This is a genomic window from Paramesorhizobium endophyticum (assembly GCF_014640615.1).
Classification (GTDB): Bacteria; Pseudomonadota; Alphaproteobacteria; order Rhizobiales; family Rhizobiaceae; genus Paramesorhizobium; species Paramesorhizobium endophyticum.
Genome location: NZ_BMHH01000001.1, coordinates 409,891 through 435,891 on the forward strand (window position 1 = coordinate 409,891; position 26,001 = coordinate 435,891).

At 62.5% G+C, this 26,001-nt stretch carries 23 protein-coding genes, 1 tRNA gene and 1 pseudogene; 17 read left to right on the forward strand and 8 right to left on the reverse strand.

Annotated elements, in window-relative coordinates; genetic code table 11:
- Positions 1 to 44 precede the first annotated feature (44 nt).
- Complete coding sequence (locus tag IEX53_RS01965) at positions 45 to 851, reverse strand: undecaprenyl-diphosphate phosphatase (RefSeq protein ID WP_188820893.1); 807 nt, start codon at positions 849 to 851, stop codon at positions 45 to 47.
- Positions 852 to 1,166: 315 nt separating this feature from the next.
- On the opposite strand from IEX53_RS01965, the gene IEX53_RS01970 reads away from it, so the two are divergent.
- The 10 genes from IEX53_RS01970 (at position 1,167) to IEX53_RS02015 (ending at position 10,729) form a co-directional block, all read left to right on the forward strand.
- On the forward strand, positions 1,167 to 1,859 hold the full coding sequence (locus tag IEX53_RS01970) for a glutathione S-transferase family protein (RefSeq protein ID WP_188820895.1): 693 nt from the start codon (positions 1,167 to 1,169) through the stop codon (positions 1,857 to 1,859).
- Positions 1,840 to 2,982 (forward strand): tRNA epoxyqueuosine(34) reductase QueG, encoded by a 1,143-nt coding sequence (gene queG, locus IEX53_RS01975; protein ID WP_188820896.1) that lies wholly within the window; start codon positions 1,840 to 1,842, stop codon positions 2,980 to 2,982. Before IEX53_RS01970 ends, queG begins: the two co-directional genes overlap by 20 nt.
- 72 nt (positions 2,983 to 3,054) lie before the next feature.
- Positions 3,055 to 3,924, forward strand: a complete 870-nt coding sequence (locus tag IEX53_RS01980) for an SDR family oxidoreductase (protein WP_188820899.1) — start codon at positions 3,055 to 3,057, stop codon at positions 3,922 to 3,924.
- A gap of 161 nt (positions 3,925 to 4,085) precedes the next feature.
- Positions 4,086 to 5,153 carry a penicillin-insensitive murein endopeptidase gene (gene mepA, locus IEX53_RS01985; protein ID WP_188820901.1) on the forward strand — a complete coding sequence of 356 codons (1,068 nt, stop codon included), beginning with the start codon at positions 4,086 to 4,088 and terminating at the stop codon, positions 5,151 to 5,153.
- A 305-nt stretch (positions 5,154 to 5,458) separates the two neighbouring features.
- Positions 5,459 to 5,842, forward strand: coding sequence for a methylglyoxal synthase (locus IEX53_RS01990; RefSeq protein ID WP_188820903.1), 384 nt, complete (start codon positions 5,459 to 5,461; stop codon positions 5,840 to 5,842).
- Between the two features lie 83 nt (positions 5,843 to 5,925).
- Entirely contained in the window at positions 5,926 to 6,957 is a 1,032-nt protein-coding gene (locus tag IEX53_RS01995) for a glucokinase (protein WP_188820905.1), read from the forward strand.
- Between the two features lie 334 nt (positions 6,958 to 7,291).
- Complete coding sequence (locus tag IEX53_RS02000) at positions 7,292 to 9,079, forward strand: ABC transporter ATP-binding protein (protein ID WP_373288523.1); 1,788 nt, start codon at positions 7,292 to 7,294, stop codon at positions 9,077 to 9,079.
- Complete coding sequence (gene dapB, locus IEX53_RS02005; RefSeq protein WP_188820909.1) at positions 9,076 to 9,906, forward strand: 4-hydroxy-tetrahydrodipicolinate reductase; 831 nt, start codon at positions 9,076 to 9,078, stop codon at positions 9,904 to 9,906. The genes IEX53_RS02000 and dapB overlap by 4 nt, the downstream gene beginning before the upstream one ends.
- A gap of 28 nt (positions 9,907 to 9,934) precedes the next feature.
- On the forward strand, positions 9,935 to 10,555 hold the full coding sequence (locus tag IEX53_RS02010) for a 2,3-bisphosphoglycerate-dependent phosphoglycerate mutase (RefSeq protein WP_188820911.1): 621 nt from the start codon (positions 9,935 to 9,937) through the stop codon (positions 10,553 to 10,555).
- Between the two features lie 89 nt (positions 10,556 to 10,644).
- Positions 10,645 to 10,729: transfer RNA gene (locus IEX53_RS02015), tRNA-Leu, on the forward strand.
- 22 nt (positions 10,730 to 10,751) lie between these two features.
- Here the strand turns inward: IEX53_RS02015 and IEX53_RS02020 are convergent.
- On the reverse strand, positions 10,752 to 11,096 hold the full coding sequence (locus tag IEX53_RS02020) for a YnfA family protein (protein ID WP_188820912.1): 345 nt from the start codon (positions 11,094 to 11,096) through the stop codon (positions 10,752 to 10,754).
- Between the two features lie 325 nt (positions 11,097 to 11,421).
- On the opposite strand from IEX53_RS02020, the gene IEX53_RS02025 reads away from it, so the two are divergent.
- The 3 genes from IEX53_RS02025 (at position 11,422) to IEX53_RS02035 (ending at position 14,952) form a co-directional block, all read left to right on the forward strand.
- A complete protein-coding gene (locus IEX53_RS02025) occupies positions 11,422 to 13,122 on the forward strand; it encodes an FAD-dependent oxidoreductase (RefSeq protein WP_210311615.1) in 1,701 nt (566 codons plus the stop codon).
- A 132-nt stretch (positions 13,123 to 13,254) separates the two neighbouring features.
- Positions 13,255 to 14,001 (forward strand): sulfite exporter TauE/SafE family protein, encoded by a 747-nt coding sequence (locus IEX53_RS02030; RefSeq protein WP_188820914.1) that lies wholly within the window; start codon positions 13,255 to 13,257, stop codon positions 13,999 to 14,001.
- Between the two features lie 120 nt (positions 14,002 to 14,121).
- The gene (locus tag IEX53_RS02035) at positions 14,122 to 14,952 is read left to right on the forward strand and encodes an endonuclease/exonuclease/phosphatase family protein (protein ID WP_188820916.1); all 831 of its coding nucleotides are present in this window, start codon (positions 14,122 to 14,124) and stop codon (positions 14,950 to 14,952) included.
- On the opposite strand, the gene IEX53_RS02040 is transcribed toward IEX53_RS02035, so the two are convergent.
- Positions 14,947 to 16,407, reverse strand: coding sequence for a phospholipase D-like domain-containing protein (locus IEX53_RS02040; RefSeq protein WP_188820918.1), 1,461 nt, complete (start codon positions 16,405 to 16,407; stop codon positions 14,947 to 14,949). The two genes, IEX53_RS02035 and IEX53_RS02040, sit on opposite strands and share 6 nt — an antisense overlap.
- Before the next feature lie 273 nt (positions 16,408 to 16,680).
- On the opposite strand from IEX53_RS02040, the pseudogene IEX53_RS02045 reads away from it, so the two are divergent.
- From IEX53_RS02045 to IEX53_RS02055, 3 genes and pseudogenes are all read left to right on the forward strand, one after another.
- Positions 16,681 to 17,232, forward strand: a pseudogene (locus tag IEX53_RS02045) (HdeD family acid-resistance protein); the annotation flags it as partial.
- Positions 17,233 to 17,409: 177 nt separating this feature from the next.
- On the forward strand, positions 17,410 to 17,925 hold the full coding sequence (locus tag IEX53_RS02050) for a DUF6622 family protein (RefSeq protein WP_188820920.1): 516 nt from the start codon (positions 17,410 to 17,412) through the stop codon (positions 17,923 to 17,925).
- A gap of 69 nt (positions 17,926 to 17,994) precedes the next feature.
- The gene (locus IEX53_RS02055; protein ID WP_188820921.1) at positions 17,995 to 19,578 is read left to right on the forward strand and encodes a peptide chain release factor 3; all 1,584 of its coding nucleotides are present in this window, start codon (positions 17,995 to 17,997) and stop codon (positions 19,576 to 19,578) included.
- A 295-nt stretch (positions 19,579 to 19,873) separates the two neighbouring features.
- Here the strand turns inward: IEX53_RS02055 and IEX53_RS02060 are convergent, their stop codons facing one another.
- The 5 genes from IEX53_RS02060 to ubiE form a co-directional block, all read right to left on the reverse strand.
- Entirely contained in the window at positions 19,874 to 20,776 is a 903-nt protein-coding gene (locus IEX53_RS02060) for a sigma-70 family RNA polymerase sigma factor (protein WP_188820923.1), read from the reverse strand.
- A complete protein-coding gene (locus tag IEX53_RS02065) occupies positions 20,763 to 21,224 on the reverse strand; it encodes a carboxymuconolactone decarboxylase family protein (RefSeq protein WP_188820925.1) in 462 nt (153 codons plus the stop codon). The genes IEX53_RS02060 and IEX53_RS02065 overlap by 14 nt, the downstream gene beginning before the upstream one ends.
- A 99-nt stretch (positions 21,225 to 21,323) precedes the next feature.
- Positions 21,324 to 22,688, reverse strand: coding sequence for a bifunctional phosphopantothenoylcysteine decarboxylase/phosphopantothenate--cysteine ligase CoaBC (coaBC, locus tag IEX53_RS02070; RefSeq protein WP_188820927.1), 1,365 nt, complete (start codon positions 22,686 to 22,688; stop codon positions 21,324 to 21,326).
- Between the two features lie 57 nt (positions 22,689 to 22,745).
- The gene (gene ubiB, locus IEX53_RS02075) at positions 22,746 to 24,323 is read right to left on the reverse strand and encodes a 2-polyprenylphenol 6-hydroxylase (RefSeq protein ID WP_188820929.1); all 1,578 of its coding nucleotides are present in this window, start codon (positions 24,321 to 24,323) and stop codon (positions 22,746 to 22,748) included.
- A gap of 24 nt (positions 24,324 to 24,347) precedes the next feature.
- Positions 24,348 to 25,139: a bifunctional demethylmenaquinone methyltransferase/2-methoxy-6-polyprenyl-1,4-benzoquinol methylase UbiE gene (gene ubiE, locus IEX53_RS02080; protein WP_188820931.1), complete on the reverse strand. Its 792-nt coding sequence runs from the start codon at positions 25,137 to 25,139 to the stop codon at positions 24,348 to 24,350.
- 211 nt (positions 25,140 to 25,350) lie between these two features.
- On the opposite strand from ubiE, the gene upp reads away from it, so the two are divergent.
- Entirely contained in the window at positions 25,351 to 25,977 is a 627-nt protein-coding gene (gene upp, locus IEX53_RS02085; protein WP_188820933.1) for a uracil phosphoribosyltransferase, read from the forward strand.
- The last annotated feature ends 24 nt before the right edge of the window (positions 25,978 to 26,001 follow it).

The following is a 26,001-nucleotide window of genomic DNA, read 5'->3' on the forward strand; positions in this document are numbered from 1 at the left end:
CCCCCTTTTCTTTTATTCTTTTCAAGATGGGCGCGGGTTGCGCCTCATCCCCAGATCATGAGCGCCGCAAGGCCCGCCGCGCCGACGATGAGCCGCCACCAGGCGAAGAGTGTGAAGCCGTGGCGGGAAACGTAATCGAGCAAATGGCGGACGACGAAGACGCCCGAGATGAACGCCATGACGAAGCCGACCAGGATGATCGCGCCGTCGTTCAGGCTCAGGATGTCGCGGTTCTTGTAGAGGTCGTAGGTGAAGGCCCCGGCCATGGTGGGCATGGCGAGGAAGAAGGAGAATTCCGCCGCCGAACGCTTGTCCGTGCCCATCAGGAGCGCGCCGACAATGGTGGAACCGGAGCGCGAGACGCCGGGAATCATCGCCAGGCACTGGCAAAGGCCGATCTTGAGGCAAAGCGAAAGCGGAAAGTCCATCACGTCGTGATAGCGCGGCTTCAGCGGCAGGCGGTCGACGATAAGCAGCACGAAGCCGCCCAGAATCAGCATGATGCAGATGAGCATCGGTGTTTCGAACAGCACCGATTTGATGAAGCCATGCGCCATCGCGCCGATGACAGCTGCAGGCAGAAAAGCGACCAGGATGCCGAGAACGAAGCGCCGGCTGCGCGCATCGCTGGGCAGGCTGACGAGCAAGTGCCAGAGCCTGCCGAAATAAACGCTGAGGATGGCAAGGATCGCGCCCAGCTGGATCAGCACCTCGAAAGTCTTGCCCGTCGAGTGGAAGCCTAGGAAATGGCCGGCAAGCAGCAAATGGCCCGTTGAGGAAACGGGAATGAATTCCGTGAGGCCTTCGAGAAGACCCAGGATCGCGGCGTCGAAAAAGGTTTTGATATCCATGCGGGGAACTTTCGCTGACAAGGGTGCCGTGAGAGGATGGCAGGGATCGCTTGTTTCCAGCCCTTGTTGCTCCTATAGGTTTCCCCAACAGGGCTAGCCGGAATCGGACGGCGGAAGAAATACGCCGCCGGACGGTGAAATGCCAGCCTCGAACAGGATTTTGATATTCTGTTTGGGAATTTGGCTTAGCCACATGTCCTGACCGAAAAGTCTGCACTTTCTGCTGACGCTGACCTTCGGTTCGGGATCATGCTGGAAGGCATGGAGTCGACCCAGTTTCGTTCAATCCAGATTGAAAGATCATCCCAGGCAATAATGCTGACGCTCTTTCACCATCCAATGTCCGCAGGCTCGCGCTATGCGCGGCTGATCCTCAGCGAGTACGGCGTCGAGGCCGAGCTGATCGAGGAAAAGCCATGGACGCGGCGCAAGGAGTTTCTCGCGCTCAACCCGGCCGGCACGCTGCCGGTGCTGCTGGCCGAAAACGACGTGCCGATCGCCGGGGCGACGGTCATCGCCGAATATCTCGACGAGACGCGCGGCGCGCTGAAACGCAACCGCCGGCTTCTGCCGGAGTCCCCGAGCGAACGGGCGGAGGTGCGCCGGCTGGTCGACTGGTTCCTCGGTAAGCTCGACAATGAGGTGACGCGGCATATCGCGCGCGAGCGCGTGTTCAAGTTGCAGATGGCGGCGGAACAGGGCGGCAGCTCGCCTGATTCAACCGCGCTGCGCGCCGCGCGCAGCAACATCCGCCAGCATCTGAAATATGTCGACTGGCTTTCGGCGACGCGCGACTGGCTGGGCGGCGCGCAGCCGAGCTATGCCGACATGGCGGCGGCCGCGGCCCTTTCCGTCCTCGACTATCTGGGCGAGATCGAGTGGGCGCATTATCCGGCAGCGCGGGACTGGTACATGCGCGTCAAATCGCGCCCCTCCTTCCGCCCCCTGCTCGCGGACCGGGTGCGCGGGCTCTCCCCGGTGGCCCATTATGGCGATCTCGATTTCTAGTACCGAAAAGCTCAAGCGCTTCCTGATCGACGAGGCGAAAGCAGCCGGGTTTGACGCGGTCGCCTTCACCACGCCCGGCGCTATCGGGCAAGCGGGCGAGCGGCTGCGCCAGTATGTGGCCGAGGGCAATCACGGCTCCATGGCATGGATGGAGGAGACGCTTGAGCGGCGGGGCGATCCCCGTGTGCTGTGGCCGGAAGTGCGCTCCATCATGATGCTGGCGATGAATTACGGGCCGGAAAACGACCCGCGCGCGGTGCTTCAAGAGAAAGACCGCGCCGCCATCTCGGTCTATGCGCAGAACCGCGATTATCATGATATCATCAAGGGTAAGCTAAAGCATATCGCCAGCCGCTTTGCCGCGCGGGCGGGGAGCGACGTGAAGGTGTTCGTCGATACCGCACCGGTCATGGAAAAGCCGCTCGCCGCAGCGGCGGGGCTTGGCTGGCAGGGCAAGCACACCAATCTCGTAAGCCGTGCATTCGGCTCCTGGCTGTTCCTTGGCTCGATCTTCACCACAGCCGAAATCCCGCCGGACGAGCCGGAAAGGGACCATTGCGGCTCCTGCCGCGCCTGCCTCGACGCCTGCCCGACGGATGCCTTTTCCGCGCCCTACCGGCTCGATGCGCGGCGCTGCATCTCTTATCTCACCATCGAGAACAAGGGACCGATCCCGCCCGAATTCCGCAAGGCCATCGGCAACCGCATCTATGGCTGCGACGATTGCCTCGCGGTCTGCCCGTGGAACAAATTCGCGCAGGCCGCGAGCGAGATGAAGCTGAAGGCGCGGGACGACCTGAAAGCGCCCCGCCTCGCGGAACTGCTTGTTCTCGATGACCCGGCCTTCCGCGCGCTTTTCTCCGGCTCACCGGTGAAGCGGATCGGGCGCGACCGGTTCATCCGCAATGTGCTGATCGCGGCGGGCAACTCGCAGGATGCCGGCCTGTCGCCTCTGGTCGAGCCGCTTCTCTCCGACCCGTCGCCGCTGGTGCGCGGCGCGGCGGTCTGGGCGCTCGGGCAACTCGCTGCGCCGCATATGTTCAAAAAATCGCGCGAGAGGCTGGCAGCAGCGGAAAGCGATGCTACGGTGCTGGCCGAATGGGCATTTGTTTTAGCCGCATGATCTTACCTGGAAGTCTGCAGCTTTTTGCTGCCGCTGACCTTCGGTTCAGGATCATGCTCTGGAGACGAGTTGATGCGGATCTTTCTGTTTGGGGCGGGTTATTCGGCTCAAGCCTTTGCGCGGCGGATGGCAGGCGAAGCCGAGCGCATCGACGGCACCACGCGAAGCGAGGAGAAATTCGCAAATCTCAATGAGGCGGGCATCACGCCGCATCTGTTTGACGGCGAAACGCCTTCGACGGAACTGCTGGACCGGCTTGCCCATTCCACCCATGTGGTGATTTCTATCTCCCCCGGCGAGGAGGGTGATCCAGCCGTCGCCCTCGTGGAGGAAGCCTTGCGCCGTCCTGATAACACCATCCGCTGGATCGGCTATCTCTCGACCGTGGGCGTCTATGGCGACCATCAGGGCAGATGGGTCGACGAGGCGACGCCCTGCGCGCCGACATCCCGCCGCAGCCGCGAGCGGGTGGAAGCGGAGCAGGCATGGATGCGGTTGGGCGAAGAGCATGGCATCCCGCTCGCCATACTGCGCCTATCGGGCATCTACGGTCCGGGCCGCAATGCCTTCGTCAATCTCACGCGCGACACGGCGCGGCGCATCGTCAAGCCGGAGCAGGTCTTCAACCGCATCCATGTGGACGATATCGCAGGCTCCCTGCGCTTTCTCGCGGGCACCAATGCGGGCGGCGTCTATAACATCACCGATGACGAGCCCTCGCCGCCGCAGGATGTGGTGGCCTATGCCGCCGAGCTCATGGGCGTGACGCCGCCGCCGGAAGTGCCGTTCGACGAAGCGGAACTGACGCCCATGGCGCGCTCCTTCTACGGCGAGAACAAGCGGGTCTCCAACGCCGCCATCCGGGCGCTCGGCTACCGCTTCACCTATCCGGACTATCGCACTGCCTTTTCCGCCATGTGGCAGACCGGCAACTGGCAGTGAGTCTCCGCGCGTTCTGCAACGCCCCGCCATTGCCGCATTTTCCATCTCACCGCAGAATGGCCGCAATTCGGCTGCCTTGATTCGCGCCTCAGTTTTTGCCGCATGATCTCGTCCAGAGTTAAGTAGCTTCGGATCATGCTACCCAAGCCATGGAACGGCCCATGATCGCTACACGATTGAAGAAAACCATTCTCGCCGCCGTCCTTGCGGCCACGGTCACCTCCGACTTCACGCCCCTGGCGATGGCGGAGGACATGCCGGCCAAGCAGGCTTTCGGCAGCCAGGCGCTGCCCGCCGTCGCGCCGCCGCAATCGGTCGGGTTTTACTCCAAGGGTTGCCTTGCCGGGGGCATAGCCATCCCCGTTGACGGCCCGACATGGCAGGTGATGCGTCTGTCGCGCAACCGGCGCTGGGGCCACCCGAGGATGATTGCACTTCTGGAGAAGCTGTCGCGTGAGGCGGCGGCGAAGGATGGCTGGTCCGGCCTGCTCGTCGGCGATATCTCGCAGCCGCGCGGCGGTCCGATGCTTTCCGGCCATGCCTCGCATCAGGTCGGGCTCGACGCCGATATCTGGCTGACGCCGATGCCTAAGCGCCGTTTCACCGACGAGGACCGTGAGAAGGTGAGCGCTGTTTCGATGCTCAAGGGCGACACGCTGTATGTCGATCCGAACAAATGGACGGCGAGCCGCGCCGCGCTGCTGAAGCGGGCGGCGAGCTATCCGGAAGTAGAGCGCATCTTCGTTCACCCCGGCATCAAGAAAAAACTCTGCGACACCGTCACCGGCGACCGCCGCTGGCTGGCGAAAGTCCGCCCCTATTGGGGGCACCACTACCATTTCCATGTACGCATCTCCTGCCAGCCCGGCTCGCCCGGCTGCAAGCCGCAGGAACCGATCAACATGAACGATGACGGTTGCGGCAAGCCGCTCGCCTGGTGGTTCACAGATGAGCCGTGGAAAAAGCCGGCGAAGCCAGCCAAGCCGACGAAACCGGCAAAGCCGCCAAGGCCGATGATGGTATCGGACCTGCCGCCGGCCTGCGCACGCGTCCTGACCGAGCCGGGCCCCACCTCCATCGCGGAAGTGACGCTTGGCGGCGCGGCAGCCATGGCAACCGCAGCCCGGGAGGAGGAAGCAGCCGCCACGCCTGCCGCCCCCGCCGCGGCTTTCAGCCCGCCGACGCCCCCGGCGGATGTTCCGCTTCCGGCGCGGCGTCCGGGGAATTGAAAAGCGGATCATGTTTGATGGAATCGCGAGGCGCGCCCCTCTGCCCTCCCGGGCATCTCCCCCGCAAGGGGGAGATTGGTTTTCATTTGATGACGCGCTTTATCTTGCAGCGTTGGCGATTGGCGGAAGCGGTTCTGACAGCCAATCTCCCCCCTTGTGGGGGAGATGTCCGGCAGGACAGAGGGGGGTTGCCTGGCGATTCCGTCAAAACATGATTCCACGGGAGCCGCGCCGTATGACAACAATCGGCCCTTTTCACAGAAGGGTGGTTTCGCTATAGGCTTCAATCGATTTAGGATAAGCCCGTGACGAAGCCCCTCCGCATAGCGCTGATCGCGCATGACCTGAAGAAGAACGACATGGTCGCCTTCGCCCGCGTCCATGAGGTGGTGCTGTCGCGCTGGCGGATCGTTGCGACCGGCACCACCGGCGGCCTGGTGCAGGAAGCCTGCCCGTCCCTGTCGGTCGAGCGGGTCAAGAGCGGGCCGCTGGGCGGCGACCAGCAGATCGGCGCGATGATCGCCGAGGGCAAGGTGCATGCGATGATCTTCCTCATCGACCCCTTGTCGCCGATGCCGCATGATGTCGACGTGAAGGCGCTGACGCGGCTGGGCAGCGTCTATGACATACCGATGGCGCTCAACCGCGCCACGGCGGAATTGCTGGTTGAAAAACTGGCGCACCCATAGGGCACGATCCCAACCGGCTTTCGGATAGGATCGCGCTTCTGACGAATGAGAGCAGCAAATTTTTGGCGGACCGGGAAATGAACATGATCTCCAGCACCGATGTCGACTGCACCTTGCGCTTTCCGGTTCTCGTCGGGGATATCGGTGGCACCAATGCGCGGTTCGCCATCCTCCTCGATTCCTACGCGGAGCCGAAGCAGTTCCCCATCCTGCAGACGGCTGACTACGCGACCATCGACGAGGCGATCCAGACCGCCGTGCTCGACCACACCTCGATCCAGCCGCGCTCGGCGGTGCTGGCCATTGCCGGGCCTGTCGATGGCGACGAGGTGGGCCTCACCAATTGCCATTGGGTGCTGAAGCCGAAGCAGATGATGGAGACGCTGGGGCTGGAAGACATCACCATCCTCAATGATTTCGAGGCGCAGGCGCTGGCCGTCACCTCGCTCGAAAGCGAATATCTGGAAAAGATCGGCGGCGGCGAAAGCGAGCCGAACGGCAGCCGCGTCGTGCTCGGACCGGGCACCGGCCTGGGCGTGGCGGGGCTCATCCGCACGCGCCAGACCTGGGTGCCGGTGCCGGGCGAAGGCGGGCATGTGGATTTCGGCCCGCGCACGGCGCGCGACCTGCAAATCTTCCCGCATCTGGAGCGCATCGGCGGGCGTATCTCGGCTGAGCAGGTGCTATGCGGGCGCGGCTTGCAGAACATCTACCGCGCCGTCTGCAAGGCGGACGGCGTGCAGCCGGCGCTGACGACACCAGCCGAAATCACCGGCGCAGCGCTGGACGGCACCTCCGCGCAGGCGAAGGAGACCTTGCAGCTTTTCGTCGTCTATCTCGGACGGTGTGCCGGCGATTTCGCCCTCACCTTCATGGCGCATGGCGGCATTTATCTCGCTGGCGGCATCGTGCAGCGAATTCTTCCGGCGTTGCGGGACCCCTCGTTCCGCGAGGCCTTCGAGGACAAGGCGCCGCATGAGGAAATCATGAAGACCATGCCGGTCTATGTGATCACCCATCCGCTAGCGGCCTTAAGCGGTCTTTCCGCCTATGCCCGCACCCCGGCGCGCTTCGGCGTGCCGACCGAAGGGCGCAGGTGGCGGAAGGCGGGATGACTTCCCTCCCCCTTGCGGGGAGGGTGGCCCGAAGGGTCGGGTGGGGGTGGTGACGTTTACGCCATGTTTCCAGCAAAAGCGCAGCCGTCACCACCCCCATCCGCCCGCTCCGCGGGGTTCGTCGCTGGAAAAGCCAAATCGTTGGCTTTTCCTCGGCCTCCGGCCGAACGCTCCTCAATCCCCGCAAGGGGGAAGGAGGAACTCAGCGCTCGGGATAGGCAAATCCGCTCAACAAGGCTATAGGACGCTCAGAATAAGGATTTCCCTCGTGAGCGTAGAAAAGCCCAAGAAGAAAAAGATCGATCCTTCCGAGGCGGCGCGCGTCATCCGGCGCATGATGTCGGAAAACCTGCGCGAATATAAGCGGAATTATATCGTCGCGGTTGTGGCATCGTTGGTGGTGGGCGCGTCGAATGGCGTGCTCGCCTATCTGATGAAGCCGATGATCGACAAGATCTTCTACGAACAGCAGCTCAACTGGGTCTGGATCATCTGCGGCTCGATCCTCGGCGTGTTCATCCTGCGCGGGCTTTCGGGCTATGTGCAATCGGTTGAGCTGGCCAAGATCGGCAACAATCTGGTGGCGCGCTACCAGAAGCGCATCTTCGACCATCTGATGAAGCTCGGCATCGATTTCTACAGCGAGATGCGCTCCGGCCATCTTGCGGCGCAGATCAACCAGAATGTTGCAGGCATACGCGATCTTCTGAACATGACGATCACATCGATCGCGCGCGACATGATCTCGCTCATCGGCCTCATCGGCACGATGTTCTACATGGACCCGGTGCTCTCCGCCATCGTCTTCCTGATCGGGCCCCCGCTCATCCTGGCGGTCGCCTATATTTCCCGCCGCATCCGCTCGGTGACGCGGGAGGTGGTGAACCTCAACTCCCATCTTCTCGGCGCGATGCAGGAATCGGTGCAGGGCATCGCCATCGTCAAGGCTTTCACCATGGAGGACCAGCTGCGCGCCAAGATCGGCAAGCTGATCGGCCAGGCCGAAAGCCGCAGCAACAAGATCGCCAAGGTCTCCGAACGCATCACGCCTATTTCCGAAATCCTTGCCGGCTTCGCGGTCGCGGGCGTGCTCGCCTATGGCGGCTATCGCGCGCTGCTGACGCAGCAGCCGCCCGGCGCGATGTTCGCCTTTATCACTGCGCTACTGCTGGCCTATGATCCCGCCCGCCGCCTCGCACGTTTGCAGGTCGGGCTGGAGCGCGCGCTCGTCAATGCGCGCATGATCTATGAAATCCTCGACACGGAGCCGAAGCAGAGCGACGTGCCTGACGCCAAGCCGCTCCATGTGGAGAAGGGCGAGATCCGCTTCGAGGATTTGTCTTTCTCCTATTCGGACATTGCTCCGGTACTTCATGGCGTCAGCTTCGTCGCCGCAGCAGGCAAGACGACCGCCATCATCGGCGCGTCCGGCGCGGGCAAGTCGACCCTTATCGCCTTGGTCGAGCGCTTCTACGACCTGGAGCGCGGGCGCATTCTCATCGACGGGCAGGACATTGCGGGAGTGACGAAGGAATCGCTGCGCCATGCGATGGCCTATGTCTCGCAGCAGCCCTATCTCTTCGAAGGCACCATCGCCGACAATATCCGTTATGGGCGTCCCGATGCCACGATGGAGGAGATTATCGAAGCGGCGAAGCTCGCCCATGCGCATGACTTCATCCTGCAGCAGCCGCAGGGCTATGACACGCCGGTGGGTGAGAATGGCGTGACGCTTTCCGGCGGGCAACGCCAGCGCGTTTCCATCGCACGGGCCATCGTGCGCAACGCGCCGATCCTGCTGCTGGACGAAGCGACCTCGGCGCTCGACAATGAATCGGAAAAGCGCGTGCAGCAGGCGCTCGACAGCGTGATGAAGGGCCGCACCACCATCGTCATCGCGCATCGCCTCTCGACCATCGTCAATGCCGACCATATCGTGGTGATGGAGGCGGGCCGCGTGGTCGAGGAAGGGCGGCATGAGACGCTGATGGCCGACCCGCACAGCATCTATGCCCGCTTCCACAAACTGCAAAGCCGGGACAGTTGGCAGGCGCTGGACGACAAGGCGGAAACAGGCGACAATATTGCACCACGCGGCGCGGAAACGGGGATCGAGCCATGAGCGAAACGGAAAATTCCGGCATGAAGCTGGCGGTTGTCGGCGCGGGCGGCCGCATGGGCCAGGCGCTGATCCGCGCGATTGCCGCCATGGATGGCGCACAGCTTTCCGGCGCGGTGGAACGATCAGGCTCGCCGCTCATCGGCCGCGATGCGGGTGAAGTGGCGGGCGTCGGGCCGCTCGGCATTGCGATCACCGATGATCCCCTGCCCGTCTTCAAGGCCGCGGACGGCGTGCTCGACTTCACCTCTCCCGCCGCGACTGTGGAATTTGCAAAGCTCGCCGCAGAGGCCGGCATTGTCCATGTCATCGGCACCACGGGGTGCTCGCCCGCCGATGACGAGCAGATCTGCGAGGCTGCCGCGCGCGCTGCAATCGTCAAATCCGGCAATATGAGCCTTGGCGTGAACCTGCTCTCCGTGCTGGTGGAGAAGGCGGCGAAGGCGCTGGGCCCCGATGATTTCGATATCGAGATTCTCGAGATGCACCACAAGCACAAGGTGGACGCGCCGTCCGGCACCGCCCTCCTCCTGGGCGAAGCGGCGGCAAAGGGGCGTGGCATCGACCTCGGGGATAACAGCGTGCGCTCCCGCGATGGGCACACCGGGGCACGCGAGAACGGCACCATAGGCTTTGCCACTTTACGCGGCGGCTCGGTGGTTGGCGACCATTCGGTCATCCTCGCCGGCACGGGCGAGCGCATCACCCTGTCGCACAATGCCGAGGACCGCACCATCTTCGCGCGCGGTGCGGTCAAGGCCGCGCTCTGGGCACAGGGCCGCAAGCCGGGGCTCTACACCATGCGCGATGTGCTGGGCCTCAACGACTAGATTTTCTTCCGCAAGCATGGAGCATGACATGTCCCGCACACTCGTCCTCGTTCGGCACGGCCAGAGCGAATGGAATCTCAAAAACCTGTTCACCGGATGGCGAGATCCCGGCCTGACCGAGAAGGGCCACGAAGAAGCGAAGGAGGCCGGCAAGCGACTGAAGGCGGCGGGCCTTCATTTCGATATCGCCTTCACCTCCGACCTTTCGCGGGCGCAGGCGACCTGCCAGCATATTCTCGATGAAGTCGGCCAGCCGGATTTAAAGACGACCCGCAACCAGGCGCTGAACGAGCGCGATTACGGCGAGCTTTCGGGCCTCAACAAGGACGATGCGCGCGTAAAATGGGGCGAGGAACAGGTGCATATCTGGCGCCGCTCCTATGACGTACCCCCGCCCGGCGGCGAGAGCCTGCGCGATACCGGCGCGCGCGTCTGGCCCTATTACCTCCACACCATCCAGCCGCATGTCCTGCGCGGGGAGACGGTGCTCGTCGCCGCGCACGGCAATTCGCTGCGCGCGCTGATCATGGCGCTGGAAGGGCTTTCGGGCGAGGAGATCGTCGGCCAGGAACTCGGCACCGGCATTCCGATCGTTTACCGGCTCAACGCCGATTCCACCATCGCTTCCAAGGAAGTGCTTGAGGGATAAGGCCGTTTTTCCGTTTATCGGAAAAAGTTGGAAATTTTATCGAAACCTGATTGACAGAGCGCGGGCCGCCCCTTACATCGGTCCGCGTCGCCCAGATGGCGGAATTGGTAGACGCGCAGGTTTCAGGTACCTGTGCCGCGAGGCGTGGAGGTTCGAGTCCTCTTCTGGGCACCATTTCCCTTGAATATCTTTGTTCTCAATAACTTCCCCCACGCGGGGCGAAGAGGATGATGCCGGCGGCGATGACCGCAAGAGCGACCCCGGCGATATCCCATCTGTCGGGCTGCTGCTCCTCCACCAGCCAAAGCCACAACAGCGACGCCATGATATAGATGCCGCCATAGGCCGCATAAGCCCGTCCTGCATTCTCGCTCGGCGCAAGGGTCAGCAGGAAGGCAAAAGCAATCAGCGAACCGAGTCCCGGCGCGAGCCATAAGATCGATTTTCCCTGCCTCAGCCACGCCCAGAAGGCAAAGCAGCCCGCAATCTCGGCAATGGCCGCGCCGATGTAGATCAAGGCCGTCGTAAGATAGATTTGCATCGGGAATTCCTCGGCCGCAGCCTCACCATACTCTTCCGCGCCATGCGGCAAAAGACTGCCACGCGGATTACCAGTGGCTGGACCTTAAGCTTTAATGTTGCAGTGCATCAAAAAATTCACTTGTGCTACTTGACATCCAATACAACCTGAGGGCATGAAAAGACTAGCAAGAAATTAGGCAAATGATTGAGTACGCTACGGTAACCGGGCGGAACGCTGCAATATTGATTACAAGCATGACGAGTCCACAGCAGGCCGCCGCGCATATTGCACTGCGGTAACAGCCGGTGCCCAGGGGATTGGGCCGAGGAGTTGGGGGGATCATATGTATCGAGCCGCGAAGTTGTTTTGCGCCGCGCTGTTGGCCGCGTCGTCGTCCACCGTTCATGCGCAGCCCGCGCACGATCTGCGCGCGCAGATCGTCATCTATGGATGCACACCAGCCGGCATCACCGCCGCGATTGCGGCGAAGCGGCGCTCGCACGATGTGGTGCTCGCATGCCGCGACAGCTGGGTCGGGGGCCTGAGCACCAACGGGCTGGGCTATGCCGATGCGGGCAATCATCACGCCATCGGCGGTCTCGCGCTGCAGTTCTATCGCGACGTCAAATCCTATTATGCCGAACGAGGCATCACCGATATTCCCCCGGCGCAGGCCCATCCCGGCTCCGAAAACGACATTCCCGGCACGCAATGGGTATTCGAGCCTCATGTCGCGGAGGCGATCTACCAGGGCTGGCTCGCACAGCACGGCATCGTTCCGGTCTATAATTTCAAGCTGCGGCTCGATCAGGGAGGCGTTGTCTCGCAGGACGGCAAGGTCCGGGAGATGATCGCCGAGGATGGCCGCAAGATTGCGGGCGACCTGTTCATCGACGCCAGCTATGAAGGCGATCTGATGGCGATGGCGGGCGTGTCGTTCACCACCGGCCGTGAGGCCAACGCCCAATATGGCGAAACGCTCAACGGCAATCAGCCGCGCAACTCGATTTCGCACAATTTCACGCTCGACGTGGACCCCTATGTGGTTCCGGGAAAACCCGAGAGCGGGCTCCTGCCGCGGATCGAGCCGGGCCCGGCCGGCGAGGAGGGCGCGGGAGACAAGCGCATCCAGGCCTACACCTATCGCCTGTGCATGACGAAGCGGCCCGACATCCGGGCGCCTTTTCCAAAGCCCGCCAATTACGACCCGCGTCAATACGAGTTGCTCGCCCGCTATTATGACGCCGGCTGGCGCGACCCCTTTACAAAATACGACGCCATTCCGAACGGCAAGACCGATACCAACAATTTCGGTGCCTTCTCCTTCGACAATATCGGCATGAACTACGGTTATCCGACCGGCTCCTATGCCGAGCGCGAGCGTATCGTCGCCGAGCATCGGGATTATCAGCAGGGGCTGCTGTGGTTCATGCAGAACGACCCGCGCGTTCCCGCCGATGTTCGTGAGGCGATGGCGCCGTGGGGGCTGTGCGGCGACGAGTTCAGGGATAACGGCAATTGGCCGCGGGAAATTTATATGCGCGAGGCGCGCAGGATGGTCTCCGATTTCGTGATGACCGAGAAGCACCTTCGCAGGCAGGAGCCGACACCGCAATCGGTCGGGCTCGGCTCGTACAACATGGATTCGCATAATGTGCGTCGCTATGTCGATGATCGCGGCTTTGCCCGCAACGAAGGCAATATAGAAGTGAGCCCGGGCGGCGATTATGCGATCAGCTACCTCTCGCTGGTGCCGCGCCGAAATGAGGCGCGCAATCTGCTGGTCCCGGCGGCGATCGCGGCGTCCCACATCGCCTATGGGTCGATCCGCATGGAACCGGTCTTCATGATCCTGGGAGAATCAGCAGGCATTGCAGCAAGCCTTGCGCTCCTGTCCGGCAGCGACGTGCAGGACGTACGCTATGACGCGCTCGAGCCTGAACTGATCGCGGCTGGCCAGGTGCTCAAGCCGGACGGCACCATCACCCGCTACTATAAGAAAATCAGGCGAAAGTTTGAGTCGATATATGCAGGCTTGAACTGAATTATTCCGTGCCCCGGAACATAGCTGCAATCCGCGCTCGGACGCCTGCGGACAGGCCTTCCGCCCTTCCGCGATGGAACATCCATCGAAGCGGGGCGTTGTGCCGAACCGCGTTTCACGGCAGAGGGCTTCATGTCATTCGATTTTCTGTCAGGCGATTTTCTCACCTTCGTTGTTATCGGATTTTGCGCGCAGATCGTCGATGGCGCGCTTGGAATGGCGTTTGGAGTGCTGTCCACGACCAGCCTTCTGGCCATAGGCATGCCTCCGGCGACGGCGAGCGCCATGACTCATGTGGCGGAAGTATTCACCACCGCCGCCTCCGGCATTTCCCATGTCTATCAGCGCAATGTGAACTGGCATTTCGTCGCGCGGCTGGCCCCCGCCGGCATAGCGGGCGGGGTCATTGGCGCTTATATGCTGACACAAATCGACGGCAAGGTGATCGAGCCGCTCGTCTCGGCTTATCTCTTGGCCATCGGTGTCTATATCCTGTTCAAGGCGTTCCGGCCGCTCTGGCCGCGCGATGTGCGCGACTGGATCATTCCCTATGTCGGGTTCGGCGGCGGGATCCTCGATGCCGCAGGCGGTGGCGGCTGGGGACCGATCGTGACGACATCGCTTGTCGGGCGCGGCCATGACCCGAAAAAGGTGATCGGCTCCACCAACCTGACCGAATTCCTGGTGACGCTGTCCATCTCCATCACCTTCGTGCTGACGCTCGGCTGGTCGGAACTCAACGCAGCCATCGGCCTGATCGTGGGCGGCGTCATCGCCGCGCCCATCGGCGCCTATGTGGTCAAGCACGTGCCGGTCCGCCCGCTGATGATCGCGGTCGCGCTCATCATCATCGCTACGTCGGCGATCAGAATACTGTAGGACATGCCGTGGCAGGGGCGGCAAAAACTTGCGCCACCCCACCCTTAATGACTATCTTAACGCCACCCCTTTTTCTGCTGGCAGGTCCCGGCGCGCTCACAGGCAAAAAGGCAGGCGTTGGTGCGAAGAAAGCTTCAGAGTAACAACAGGCTCTCCGCGAACATTCTCACGGCCATTCGCAACAGGCCCGGCCACAGGCCGCCTTCCGCAAATAGCGGCGTCGGGGATACGGTCATTGCGTCCTACAACGTGCATAAATGCATCGGCGTGGACAACAGGTTCGATCCGGAGCGCACCCAGCGCGTCATTGCAGAGATCGATGCCGACGTGATCGCAATTCAGGAGGCGGACAAGCGGTTCGGGCAGCGCTCCGGGCTTCTCGATCTTGCCTGGCTGGAGCGGGAGAGCGGGCTTGTGCCCGCGCCGATCAACCCGATGTCGCCCACCGGGCATGGCTGGCACGGCAATCTCATCCTGTTGCGCAAGGGCACGGTGCGGCGCGTGCGCCAATTGAACCTTCCCGGCGTCGAGCCGCGCGGGGCGCTGGTGGTGGATATCGATTTTTCCATCGGAGAATTGCGCATCATCGCGGCCCATCTGGGCCTGCTGCGGCGCTCGCGCGAGCAGCAGGCGGAGGCGATCCTGGCCGCTTTCGAAGCGGAGGAAGCGCGCCCTACCCTGCTCATCGGCGACCTTAACGAGTGGCGCGTCGGCAGACGCTCCTCGCTCGCCTCGCTGCTGCCGGTCTTCGATCCCTCCTCGGGCGCGGTGCCAAGCTTTCCCTCGCGCTTCCCGGTACTGGCGCTCGACCGGGTACTGGGCCATCCGCATGATCTCGTCACCACGCTGGAGGTCCACAACACGCCACTGGCGCGCGTCGCCTCCGACCATCTGCCGATTAAGGCGCATATCGACCTTGGGGCCGTGTTCGGCGTCAAACAGGCGTCATAGATAGGGCGATCCGAGCCAGATGATGCGCTCCAGCAGCCGGGCCGGGAACGGGCGGGCGCGCAGATCTTCCAGAAGAACGGGCTTCGCGCCCTTCATCGCGGCGCGGATGCGGGCGTCGACCTTTTTGGCGAAACGCACGTCGAACACCTCGACATCCACCTCGAAATTGAGCCGCAGCGAGCGAGGGTCGAGATTGGACGAGCCGATATAGGCCCAGGCGTCGTCCACCACCATGAGCTTCGAATGATTGAAATGTCCAGCTGCGCGCCAGATGCGGCAGCCATCCTTCAACAGCTGGTCGAACTGCGCGGTCATGGCGTGATCGACGAGCTTCAGATTGTTGACACCAGGCACGAGAATATCCACGGCAACGCCGCGCCGCGCCGCCGTCACCAGCGCGCTGATCAGCTCGCGGTCCGGCAGGAAATAGGGCGACATGATGCGGATATAATCCTTGGCGACCGAAAACGCCCCGATCATCATGCGGTGGTTGGTTTCAAGGCTCCTGTCCGGCCCTGACGGCACGGCGCGGGCGAGGATACCGGAACCGAGCCTTGCCTCAGGCGGGACGATGGCCCAGGCGGGACCGGTCAAGAGCTCGCCGGTGACGAACAGCCAGTCCTCCAGCGCCGTGTGGAACAAATCGGTGACGATGGGGCCGGTGACGCGGAAATGCGTATCGCCCGAGACGTTTTCGCCCGCCACGGCAGCGGCGAAGCCGGCACGGATGTTCATGCCGCCGGTGAAGGCGACCGCGCCGTCGACAACCAGGATTTTGCGGTGCGTGCGCAGATTCGCATAGGGCAGCCGCAGGCCGATGATGATGTTGCCGTTGAAGACATCCACCGGCACGCCGCCGCGCTTGAGATAACCCACGATACTGGGGATCGAATAGCGCGCCCCCACTGCATCGATGAGCACCCGCACTTCGACGCCGCGCCGCTCGGCCTTCACCAGCGCATCGGCGAAGCGAATGCCGATGACATCCCTGTCAAAGATGTAGGTTTCGAGGAGGATGCTGCGTTGTGCCCCGTCGATGGCGTCGAGCATGGCGGCATAGGCCTCGTCGCCGCCTGGCAGAACCTCGATGCTGTTGCCCGAAGTAAGGTGATAACGGCTGACGCGGTCGCCCAGCGTCTTCATCGTGGCCAGCGCATCGCCGAACTGTCGTTCCATCGTCTCGTCCGCCACGTCATATTCGGCGAGGTGATATTGCTCAACCTTTGGCATCCCGGCGCGTTGTAGTGTCAGCGTCGAGCGGCGTATGCGGTTTATGCCCGCCACCGCATAGATGAGCGCGCCCAGAATCGGCGACAGGACGATGACGCCGACCCAGCCGATTGCAGCACGAACATCCTCCTTCGTCATCGTGGCGTGAATGGCCGCCGCCGCGCCCATGACGAGCGAAACGACGGCGAAGATTTGCGCCCAGTGGGTCGAAATGGCTTCAAGCATGAGAAATGGCAGTCCTGATGACGGCCTTTTATCCGCGAAATCAAAGGTTTTGGGAAGAGCAACCGGCAGGGCAAATAATGCAATCACAAGATGGAGAGGAACGATTTCCATTCCCAACAGAAGACACATGTATTTCTCAAAGAAGTTCCAAGATGAAGGATAAAATTAAATTTAATTTGGCACAGTCTATTTAAGTTCATCCGCGCGATCCTACAGGATCATGCTTCCAATCTTGTCAGGAGAAGTGAAATGGCTAAGACACCAGGAAATATCATGCCGGCCAATATTCCAAACGCAGCCGACGTTTCGGAGATACTTCGAAGCAAATGGGCATGGTTCGTCGGAATCGGCGTGCTGCTGCTCATCCTCGGCGGCATTGCGCTCGGCAATCTCGTCCTCGCCACCGTGGCCTCCGTCCTCTTCATCGGCATGCTGATGCTTCTGGGCGGCATTGTCGAAATCGTCCATGCCTTCGGCGTTACGGGGTGGAAAAGCCACCTCTTCTGGGCGCTGAGCGGGCTGCTTTATGCCGCCGCCGGTATCGTCGCCTTCATGAACCCTATCCTCGCTTCCACGGTGCTGACCTTCCTGCTCGCCGCAGCGCTGTTGGCAACCGGCCTTGTGCGCATCTGGAGCGGCTATGAGGCAAGGCACAACACCACGGGCTGGGGCTGGATCGTGGCGACGGGCGTTCTGACGGCGCTGGTGGGCATCGTCATCGCGCTCGGCTGGCCGGTCAACAGCCTGTGGGTGCTGGGCGCATTCCTGGCGATCGACCTGATCTTCCAGGGCTGGTCGTTCATCGCCTTCGGCCTCGGCCTCAAGGGCTTCGGAAGCCCCGCGCCCCTCGCCGCCGCCGTCAACGCCCCTGCTCCCGCTGGCGCCAGGAAAACCACGAGGGCAAAGCCGGCTGCCAGAGCGAAGACGACCACCTCCCGGACCAGAACGACCGCCGCCAAGGCGAAATAAATGTGCTGACGCTACGAGCCGGGGAGCCCGTTTATGTCTGCTGCCTCAATCATCGCCCACACCCCTGTCTGGGTGTGGGTGCTCATGGTCTTCCTGCTCTATCGAGGCATCATAGCCTTGCAACCGCGTGAAATGACGTGGCAACGGATGCTTCTTCTGCCAGTGCTGTTCTTCGCCTGGGCGCTCTATGACGTCGCAAGGGAGTTGCACCATCCAGCTCTTGCTCTTGCGGCCTTTGCATGCGGTCTGGTGATCGGCGGCGCCATTGGTTGGCTTCTGGCGGCACGGCAGGAACCGGCTTGGCTCGATCCGGCAAGCCGACTCATCCATCGCCCGGGAACGCCGGTGACGCTGATCGCGATCATCATCGGCTTTCTCTGCAAATACGCGCTTTCCGTAGCCGTGGCGCATCATGCGGACCTCGCCGCCAGTGCCGACTATAATGTGCTCTATGGTGGCATTGCCGGAATGGTGGATGGCGTCTTCTGGGGCATGACCGGCCTTCAGCTTTGCCAGGTGTGCGGGCGAAAGCCAGCGCATTCGAATTGATGGTCGACGGGCGGCGCTTGGGCTGGTAGAAGCCCGCAGTTCCCGAATTTTTGAAATGAGCTTGTCCGCATGCCCGTCGCCGATCATCCCGTTTCCAGACGCCGCACCTTCGCGATCATCGCCCACCCGGACGCCGGCAAGACGACGCTGACGGAAAAGCTCTTGCTTTTCGGCGGCGCGATCCAGTTGGCGGGCGAGGTGAAGGCCAAAAAGGACCGCATCCAGACCCGCTCGGACTGGATGAAGATCGAGCGCGAGCGCGGCATCTCGGTCGTCACCTCGGTCATGACGTTCGAATACAAGGATTGCGTCTTCAACCTGCTCGACACGCCGGGCCATGAGGACTTCGCCGACGACACCTACCGCACGCTGACGGCGGTGGACTCGGCTGTCATGGTCATCGACGCGGCCAAGGGTATCGAGCCGCGCACGCTGAAGCTCTTCGAAGTCTGCCGGATGCGCGACATCCCGATCATCACCTTCGTCAACAAGATGGACCGCGAGGCGCGCGACCCGCTGGAAATCCTCGACGAGATCGAGGAGAAGCTGGCACTCGACACCGCGCCCATCACCTGGCCCATCGGCTCGGGGAAGAGCTTCGCCGGCACCTTCGACCTGCACAACAGCACATTGCGCAGGCAGGACAATGAGGAGCAGCCGACCAAGGTGAGCGGTCCGGAGGAAGTGGCGAAGCTGCTGCCGGAAAATGAGCGGCAGGCATGGACCGACGGGGTGGAACTGGCGCAAGGCGTCTGCCGCCCGTTCAATTTGCAGGCCTTCCGCGAGGGGCACATGACGCCGGTCTATTTCGGCTCGGCGCTCAAGAATTACGGCGTGCGCGACCTGATCGAAGCCTTCTGCGACTACGGCCCCTCGCCGCGCGCGCAGGAAGCCGACACGCGCAAGGTGGAGGCGACGGAGGAACGGATGACCGGCTTCGTCTTCAAGATCCAGGCCAATATGGACCCGAACCACCGCGACCGCATTGCCTTCCTGCGCGTCTGTTCAGGCAAGCTCGCGCGGGGCATGAAGGCGAAGCTGGTGCGCACTGGCAAGCCAATGAGCCTGTCCGCCCCGCAGTTCTTCTTCGCCCGCACGCGGCAGATCGCCGACGAGGCGTTTGCGGGCGATGTCGTGGGCATTCCGAACCATGGCACGCTGCGCATTGGCGATACGCTGACCGAGGGCGAGGACATTCTCTTCCGCGGCGTTCCCAACTTCGCGCCGGAAATCCTACGCCGCGTGCGCCTCGACGATGCGATGAAGGCGAAGAAGCTGAAGGAAGCGTTGCAGCAGATGGCGGAGGAAGGCGTGGTGCAGCTTTTCCTGCCCGATGACGGCTCGCCCGCCATTGTCGGCGTTGTCGGAGCGCTGCAGATCGACGTGCTGACCGAGCGGCTGAAAGTGGAATATTCGCTCCCTGTTGGTTTCGAGATGTCGCGCTTTTCCGTCTGCCGCTGGATCTCGGCGGACGATCCGGCAGAGCTTGCCCGCTTCATCGCCGCGCACCGCGCCGATATCGCACATGATCTTGACAATGACCCGGTATTTCTCGCCCAGAATGGCTTCTCGCTGAACTACGAGGCCGAGCGCTGGAAGGCGATCCGCTTCGCCACTGTCAAGGATTATCAGGTGCGCGACAGGGCCGCCTGACGGCAAGATTGCCTATTATCGGCTGCTGGATGAGTTTTCTCGAGGGCATTTCAGATTTATACGGAACCAACTGTGCGCCTTCACCCTCGCCCTTCGAGGCTCGCTACGCGAGCGCCTCAGGATGAGGGTGAAGGGGCAGCCGCGCCTCAGGATGGGGATGACCGCCGGCGCTACAACGAGAGTGAAGGGGTGGCGGCGGTCCAGTAGCCCTCATGGTGAGGTGTGAATGGAGCGCAGCGAAATGAGCCTCGAACCACGAGGGCGCTTGGCGCTTATCTACCAAACAAGAACCGCTCTATTCCGACCGCCCGCCATCAATTTGCAAATGCCGCAGCTTGTCCGGGTTGCGCATGACATAGATCGCGGTGATTTTCCCATTGGCGATATCGAGCGCCACGGTCTGCGGCAGGCCGTCTTCCTCGAGCGTGACGATACCGGGCAGGCCGTCGATGCGGTCGAAGCGGTGGGCCGGCGGCATGCGGCCGCTGGGCTTCTCGGATATGGCGACGAAGAAGCGCACGATCTTCTCCCGCCCAAAGATCGGGTTGAGCGTCGCGATACGGATGCCGCCGCCATCGGAATACATCACGGCATCTTCCGCCAGGAGCCCTTGCAAGGCGGTCATGTCGCCGTTGCGCGAGGCCTGGAAGAAGGCTTCGGCTATGCTGCGACCCTTATCCTCGGGAACGGCATAGCGCGGACGGTTCTCGCGCACATGATCGCGTGCGCGGCTGGCGAGCTTGCGGCAGGCGGCGGGGTCGCGACCCAGAATGCGTGCTACCTCGTCAAAATTCACGTCGAACACGTCATGCAGGAGGAAGGCGGCGCGTTCCAACGGCGACAGCCGTTCCAGCGCCATCATCAGCGTGAGCGTCAGATCGTCTTCTTCATCTTCCACCGGATCGACGATTGGCTCGGGCAACCAGGTGCCGGGATAGGTTTCGCGCCGCACCCGCGCCGATTTCAAATGGTCCAGACAGAGGCGCGTTACGATACGCGCGAGAAATGCCCTGGCATCGCGCACGGAAGCCCGGTCAGTGCTTAGCCAGCGCAGCCAGGCATCCTGCACGATGTCCTCCGCCTCCGCGACCGATCCCAGCATGCGATAAGCGATGCGGATCAATCGCGGGCGAAGAGCCTCGAAGACCGCCCCTGCATCATCAGGGGCGGTGTTTATGGGTTCATCAAGCTGCGGCATGAGCCTTCTTCACTGGATGGATGGAACGGAAGCCGACCGATATGCGGTTCCATGCGTTGATGGTGGTGATGGCAAAGGTGAGCTTCACGATTTCCTCGTCGCTGAACTGCGCCTTCAGCGCTTCGTAGACATCATCGGGAGCGCGGGTCTGCGCCACCAGCGTCAGCGCCTCCGTCCATGCAAGCGCGGCGCGCTCGCGATCCGTATAAAGCGGCGATTCCCTCCAGCCATCGAGGAGGTAGATGCGCTCTTCCGTCTCGCCATGGGCGCGAGCCTCACCGGTGTGCATATGGATGCAATAGGCGCAGCCATTGATCTGCGAGGCGCGGATCTTGACCAGATGGCGGATCGTTTCATCCAGCCCGCTGGTCTTCACCTTCTCTTCCAGATCGAGCATGGCCTGCATCAGCTGCGGCGCGACGTTGTAATATTTCATTCTCTGTTGCATCGTATGGCTCCATGTCCTTGGGGTTTACCGATGCCTAGACGAGACAGCGGGATGGAATGTGACATGGATTTGCTTTTTATTTGGTGATTTGAGTTCCTGTTACCCCAGCGCTTCAGCGATTTTCCCCGCCAACCGCGCCGCCACCTCATCCTTATTCATCTCGGGCCATTCCTCGATGCCATCTTCCGAGACGATGCGGACATGGTTGCGGTCCCCGCCCATAACGCCGTGTGACACATCGTTGGCGACGATCCAGTCGGCACCCTTCTTTTCCAGCTTCTTCTGCGCGTTGGCGAGCAGATCCTGCGTTTCAGCAGCGAAGCCGACGACGAGGCGCGGGCGATTGGCATGGTGGCCGATCATGGCCAGGATGTCGGGGTTTTCGACCATGCGCAGCACCGGCGGCTCGCCGCCCGGCTGCTTCTTGATCTTCTGCGAAGCCTCGCCCTCGGTGCGCCAGTCCGCGACGGCGGCGACCATCACCGCAGCGTCGGCAGGAAGCAGATTTTCGACCGCCTGCTTCATCTGCCGCGCGGTCTCGACATGGGTGACCGCCACGCCTTGCGGGTCCGGGATGGAGACCGGGCCGGAGACGAGGTGCACGTCCGCTCCAAGATACGCGAGCGCCGCCGCAATGGCGTGGCCCTGCTTGCCGGAGGAGCGGTTGGCAATGTAGCGCACGGGATCGATCGGCTCGACGGTGGGGCCGGAGGTGACCACGATCTTTTTGCCGGCTAACGGCTGATGCGCCGGCTTGAAGAAGGTTTCGACGGCGGCGACGATTTCCAGCGGCTCGGCCATGCGGCCCGTGCCCGCCTCGCCGCCTTCGGCCATCTCGCCTCTGTTGGGCCCGACGAAGCGGATACCGTCGCCAGCCAGCGTGGCGCGGTTGCGGCGAGTGGCAGGATGGTTCCACATCAGCGGATTCATGGCGGGGGCGATGAGCACGGGCGCAGTGGTGGCGAGCAGCACGGCGGAGGCGAGGTCGTCGGCAAGGCCATGCGCCATCTTCGCCATAAGATCGGCGGTAGCGGGCGCGACGACGATCAGATCCGCCTCGCGCGACAGGCGGATATGGCCGACATCCTGCTCATCCTCGCGGGAAAAGAGGTCGGTAAAGACGTGATCGGCGGCGAGCGCGCCCACCGAGAGCGGCGTGATGAATTCCTGCGCGGCGCGGGTCATGACCGGGCGCACGCTCGCGCCGCGCTCGCGCAGGCGGCGGATCAGGTCGAGGGATTTATAGGCCGCAATGCCCCCCCCGATGATGAGCAGTACCCTCTTCCCCGTCAAAGAGGGGAGGGTAGCACCCGCTTTTACCTGATGTAGGGGGGCATCAGGGGCGTCGATATTGCGAAGGATAAGCCGCGCCTCCTCCTCCATGGAGCGGCCATTGCGGGCGGCGCGCAGCCGCAGTCGCTCCTTCGCCGCGTCATCGAGATTCCGGATGGTGATGCTGGCCATGTGATTGCAACTCCTTGCTCAAAACGCAATCATTGCAATCAAATTACGCCCATTCGGCTAGGAATGGAAGCCGAAAGCGATTGCAAGAACGGCCAATGCAAGCAGGGCAAAGCCCACCCGGCCCCAGCGCGAGCGCCGCGCCGAAGCCCTGCCGATGGCCTCGGCTGTCTCGGGCGCGAGCCGCAGCCCTTCCTCCGCCATATGGTCCAGCTCATAGGTGATCCGTTCGAAGCGCTTGACCATTTCAGGCGTCTGGCGCAGCAGATGCAGGAGCGCGGAACCGCTTTCGCGCGCGTCGGCGATGATGCCGACCGGCCCGAGGCTTTCCCTGAGATAATCGCTCACGACAGGCTCTGCGGCCTTCCACATGTTGAAATGCGGATCGAGCGTGCGGGACACGCCTTCTACGACCACCATGGTCTTTTGCAGAAGCAGCAGTTCGGGCCGCGTCTGCATGTCGAAAAGCTCGGTGACCTCGAACAGCAGGGTCAACAGCTTCGCCATGGAAATGGTCTGTGCCGATTGGCCATGGATCGGCTCGCCGATGGCGCGGATCGCCTGGGCGAAGCTTGCCGCGTCATGGCGATGCGGCACATAGCCAGCCTCGAAATGCACATCCGCAACGCGGGCATAATCGCGCGTGATAAAGCCGTAGAGAATTTCGGCGAGGAAGCGGCGCTCCTTCTTGCCGAGCCGCCCGGTGATGCCGAAATCCACCGCGACGATGGTGCCCTGAGGATCGACGAAGAGATTGCCGGGATGCATGTCGGCATGGAAGAAACCGTCACGCAACGTATGGCGCAGGAAGGACTGGATGAGCGTTTCGGCCAGCATTTTCAGATCGTGGCCGGCGGCGCGCAAGCCCTCGATATCGGACATCTTGACGCCGTCGATCCATTCGAGCGTCAGCACGTCGCGACCTGTGCGCTCCCAATCCACGGCGGGGACACGGAAGCCCGGATCCTCCTTCACATTCTCGGCGATTTCAGAAAGCGCCGCCGCCTCCAGCCGTAAGTCCATCTCGATGCGCGTCGACTGGGCGAGCGTCTGTGTGATCTCGACCGGACGCAGGCGGCGCGTGGCCGGAACATAGCGCTCCTGCATCTGCGCCAGCATGAAGAAGCTTTCGAGGTCGCGGGCGAAGCGCTGGCGCACGCCGGGGCGGATCACCTTGACCGCCACCTTGTGCGGCGCACCATCGCGCATCACCTCAGCCGGGTGCACCTGTGCCATGGAGGCCGCTGCGATGGGCGGGTCGAAGCGGACATAGAGATCATCGATGGGCCGGCCAAGCGAGCCTTCGATTGCCCTGACGGCAGCTTCGCGCGGGAAGTAATCGAGCCGGTCCTGCAGCATCGCCAGATCGAGGGCCACGTCGCGCCCTACAATATCGGGCCGCGTCGCCAAGAACTGGCCGAGCTTGACATAGGACGGTCCCAGCTTGTTCATCGCGCGGGACATGCGCTCGGAGCGCAGCGTGGTGCGGGCGCGGCGGCGCGCCAGCAGTCCGGCAATGCGGTGGCCGAAAGCGGGCAGGCCGCTCAAGCCATCGGAGGGCAGCGCAGTGATGACGCCCTCGCGCGTCATGATCCATCCAGCCTGAAGGAGCCGGAAGGTGGCGGCGAGTCTGCTCATGCGACGATACTCGTGCTCATCAAATTATAGTTTCCAGCCGGAATGTAGCGCGGCGATGCCGCCGGAATAATTGCGCCAGCTCACGCGCTCGAAACCGGCGGAGCGGATCATGTCGGCGAAATCGGCCTGACGGGGGAATTTGCGAATGGATTCGACCAGATAGCGGTAGGAATCGGCGTCACCGGCCACGAGGTCGCCGATGCGCGGAATGGCATTGAACGACCAGGCGTCGTAGAAGCGGTCGAGCAGCGGCATTTCCACTTCAGAGAATTCGAGGCAGAAGAACCGCCCGCCCGGCTTCAGCACGCGATAGGCTTCGGCCAGCGCGCGGTCGATATGCGGCACGTTGCGGATGCCGAAGGCGATGGTGTAGGCGTCGAAGCGATTGTCTTCGAAAGGCAGTTCCTCGGCGTTGGCCTCGACGAATTCGATATTGTCGGCAAGGCCTTTTTTCACCGCGCGGTCATGGCCTACGGCGAGCATCGAGCCGTTGATGTCGAGCACCGTGGCTCGCGCCTGACGGTTGGAGGCTTCCAGAATGCGGAAGGCGATGTCACCCGTGCCGCCCGCCACATCCAGCACCTGCCAGCCCTCACGCTTGGGCGGCGACAGCCAATTCACCATCGCATCCTTCCAGACGCGGTGCATGCCGGCGGACATCAAATCGTTCATCAGGTCGTAGCGGGAGGCGACGCGGTGGAACACCTCGTTGACCAGCCCCTGCTTCTCCCCCTCCGCGACCTTGCGGAAGCCGAAGGACTGCTCCATGCCGCCGCTCGGGCCGACGCGGGCCGCATTGCCATCTTCATGGATCATATCGCCACCTTCTCTCGCCGCATGATCTTATCCGAAAAGTCTGCAACTTTTCGGGATCATTGCTCTTCGCTGTTCTGCCTCCCGATATAAAGCTTGCATCAGGCGAAACAAGCAGGCACGAGGATGTTTAGAGTTTTGTTTTATCCGCAAGTCCGGACGGAAAACCGGTTCCCACTTTTCCTGGCCTTGCTCAATTGCATATGAGACCACCATGAGCGTCACCGTCATCGATCATCCGCTTGTCCAGCACAAGCTCACCATCATGCGCAAAAAGGAAACCTCGACGGCGAGTTTCCGGCGGCTGCTGAAGGAAATCTCCCTGCTGCTGTGCTACGAAGTGACGCGCGACCTCGAACTGACGACGACGCGCATCGAAACGCCGCTGATGCCGATGGACGCACCGACGCTGGGAGGTAAAAAGCTGGTCTTCGCCTCGATCCTGCGCGCCGGAAACGGCCTGCTGGAGGGGATGCTGGATCTGGTGCCTGCCGCGCGCGTCGCCCATATCGGGCTTTACCGCGACCATGAAACGCTGCAACCCATCGAATATTATTTCAAGGCTCCCGAGGATATTGTTAATCGGCTGATTATCGTTGTCGACCCGATGCTCGCCACCGCCAACTCCGCCATCGCGGCCATCGACAAGCTAAAGGAGCGCGGCGCGAGCAACATCCGCTTCCTCTGCCTGCTCGCCGCGCCCGAGGGCATCGAACGCTTCACCAAGGCGCATCCGGACGTGCCGGTCTACACCGCCGCCATCGACAGCCGGCTGGACGAAAATGGCTACATCGTGCCGGGTCTGGGCGATGCGGGCGACCGGATGTACGGGACGAAGTAATTTCGCCTTTTCGCGCACGGGCTT

What these genes read in the sequence shown, in the direction of transcription:
- IEX53_RS01995 (WP_188820905.1), top strand. Translation starts at nt 5,926, where the DNA reads ATGATCTCCAGCACCGATGTCGACTGCACCTTGCGCTTTCCGGTTCTC.
- ubiB (WP_188820929.1), bottom strand. Translation starts at nt 24,323, where the DNA reads ATGAGCAGACTCGCCGCCACCTTCCGGCTCCTTCAGGCTGGATGGATC.
- IEX53_RS02020 (WP_188820912.1), bottom strand. Translation starts at nt 11,096, where the DNA reads ATGCAAATCTATCTTACGACGGCCTTGATCTACATCGGCGCGGCCATT.
- ubiE (WP_188820931.1), bottom strand. Translation starts at nt 25,139, where the DNA reads ATGATCCATGAAGATGGCAATGCGGCCCGCGTCGGCCCGAGCGGCGGC.
- IEX53_RS02055 (WP_188820921.1), top strand. Translation starts at nt 17,995, where the DNA reads ATGCCCGTCGCCGATCATCCCGTTTCCAGACGCCGCACCTTCGCGATC.
- coaBC (WP_188820927.1), bottom strand. Translation starts at nt 22,688, where the DNA reads ATGGCCAGCATCACCATCCGGAATCTCGATGACGCGGCGAAGGAGCGA.
- IEX53_RS02000 (WP_373288523.1), top strand. Translation starts at nt 7,292, where the DNA reads ATGATGTCGGAAAACCTGCGCGAATATAAGCGGAATTATATCGTCGCG.
- upp (WP_188820933.1), top strand. Translation starts at nt 25,351, where the DNA reads ATGAGCGTCACCGTCATCGATCATCCGCTTGTCCAGCACAAGCTCACC.
- IEX53_RS02060 (WP_188820923.1), bottom strand. Translation starts at nt 20,776, where the DNA reads ATGCCGCAGCTTGATGAACCCATAAACACCGCCCCTGATGATGCAGGG.
- IEX53_RS02025 (WP_210311615.1), top strand. Translation starts at nt 11,422, where the DNA reads ATGTATCGAGCCGCGAAGTTGTTTTGCGCCGCGCTGTTGGCCGCGTCG.
- IEX53_RS02030 (WP_188820914.1), top strand. Translation starts at nt 13,255, where the DNA reads ATGTCATTCGATTTTCTGTCAGGCGATTTTCTCACCTTCGTTGTTATC.
- IEX53_RS02040 (WP_188820918.1), bottom strand. Translation starts at nt 16,407, where the DNA reads ATGCTTGAAGCCATTTCGACCCACTGGGCGCAAATCTTCGCCGTCGTT.
- IEX53_RS01965 (WP_188820893.1), bottom strand. Translation starts at nt 851, where the DNA reads ATGGATATCAAAACCTTTTTCGACGCCGCGATCCTGGGTCTTCTCGAA.
- queG (WP_188820896.1), top strand. Translation starts at nt 1,840, where the DNA reads ATGGCGATCTCGATTTCTAGTACCGAAAAGCTCAAGCGCTTCCTGATC.
- IEX53_RS01980 (WP_188820899.1), top strand. Translation starts at nt 3,055, where the DNA reads ATGCGGATCTTTCTGTTTGGGGCGGGTTATTCGGCTCAAGCCTTTGCG.
- IEX53_RS02065 (WP_188820925.1), bottom strand. Translation starts at nt 21,224, where the DNA reads ATGCAACAGAGAATGAAATATTACAACGTCGCGCCGCAGCTGATGCAG.
- IEX53_RS02010 (WP_188820911.1), top strand. Translation starts at nt 9,935, where the DNA reads ATGTCCCGCACACTCGTCCTCGTTCGGCACGGCCAGAGCGAATGGAAT.
- IEX53_RS01970 (WP_188820895.1), top strand. Translation starts at nt 1,167, where the DNA reads ATGCTGACGCTCTTTCACCATCCAATGTCCGCAGGCTCGCGCTATGCG.
- dapB (WP_188820909.1), top strand. Translation starts at nt 9,076, where the DNA reads ATGAGCGAAACGGAAAATTCCGGCATGAAGCTGGCGGTTGTCGGCGCG.
- IEX53_RS02050 (WP_188820920.1), top strand. Translation starts at nt 17,410, where the DNA reads ATGTCTGCTGCCTCAATCATCGCCCACACCCCTGTCTGGGTGTGGGTG.
- mepA (WP_188820901.1), top strand. Translation starts at nt 4,086, where the DNA reads ATGATCGCTACACGATTGAAGAAAACCATTCTCGCCGCCGTCCTTGCG.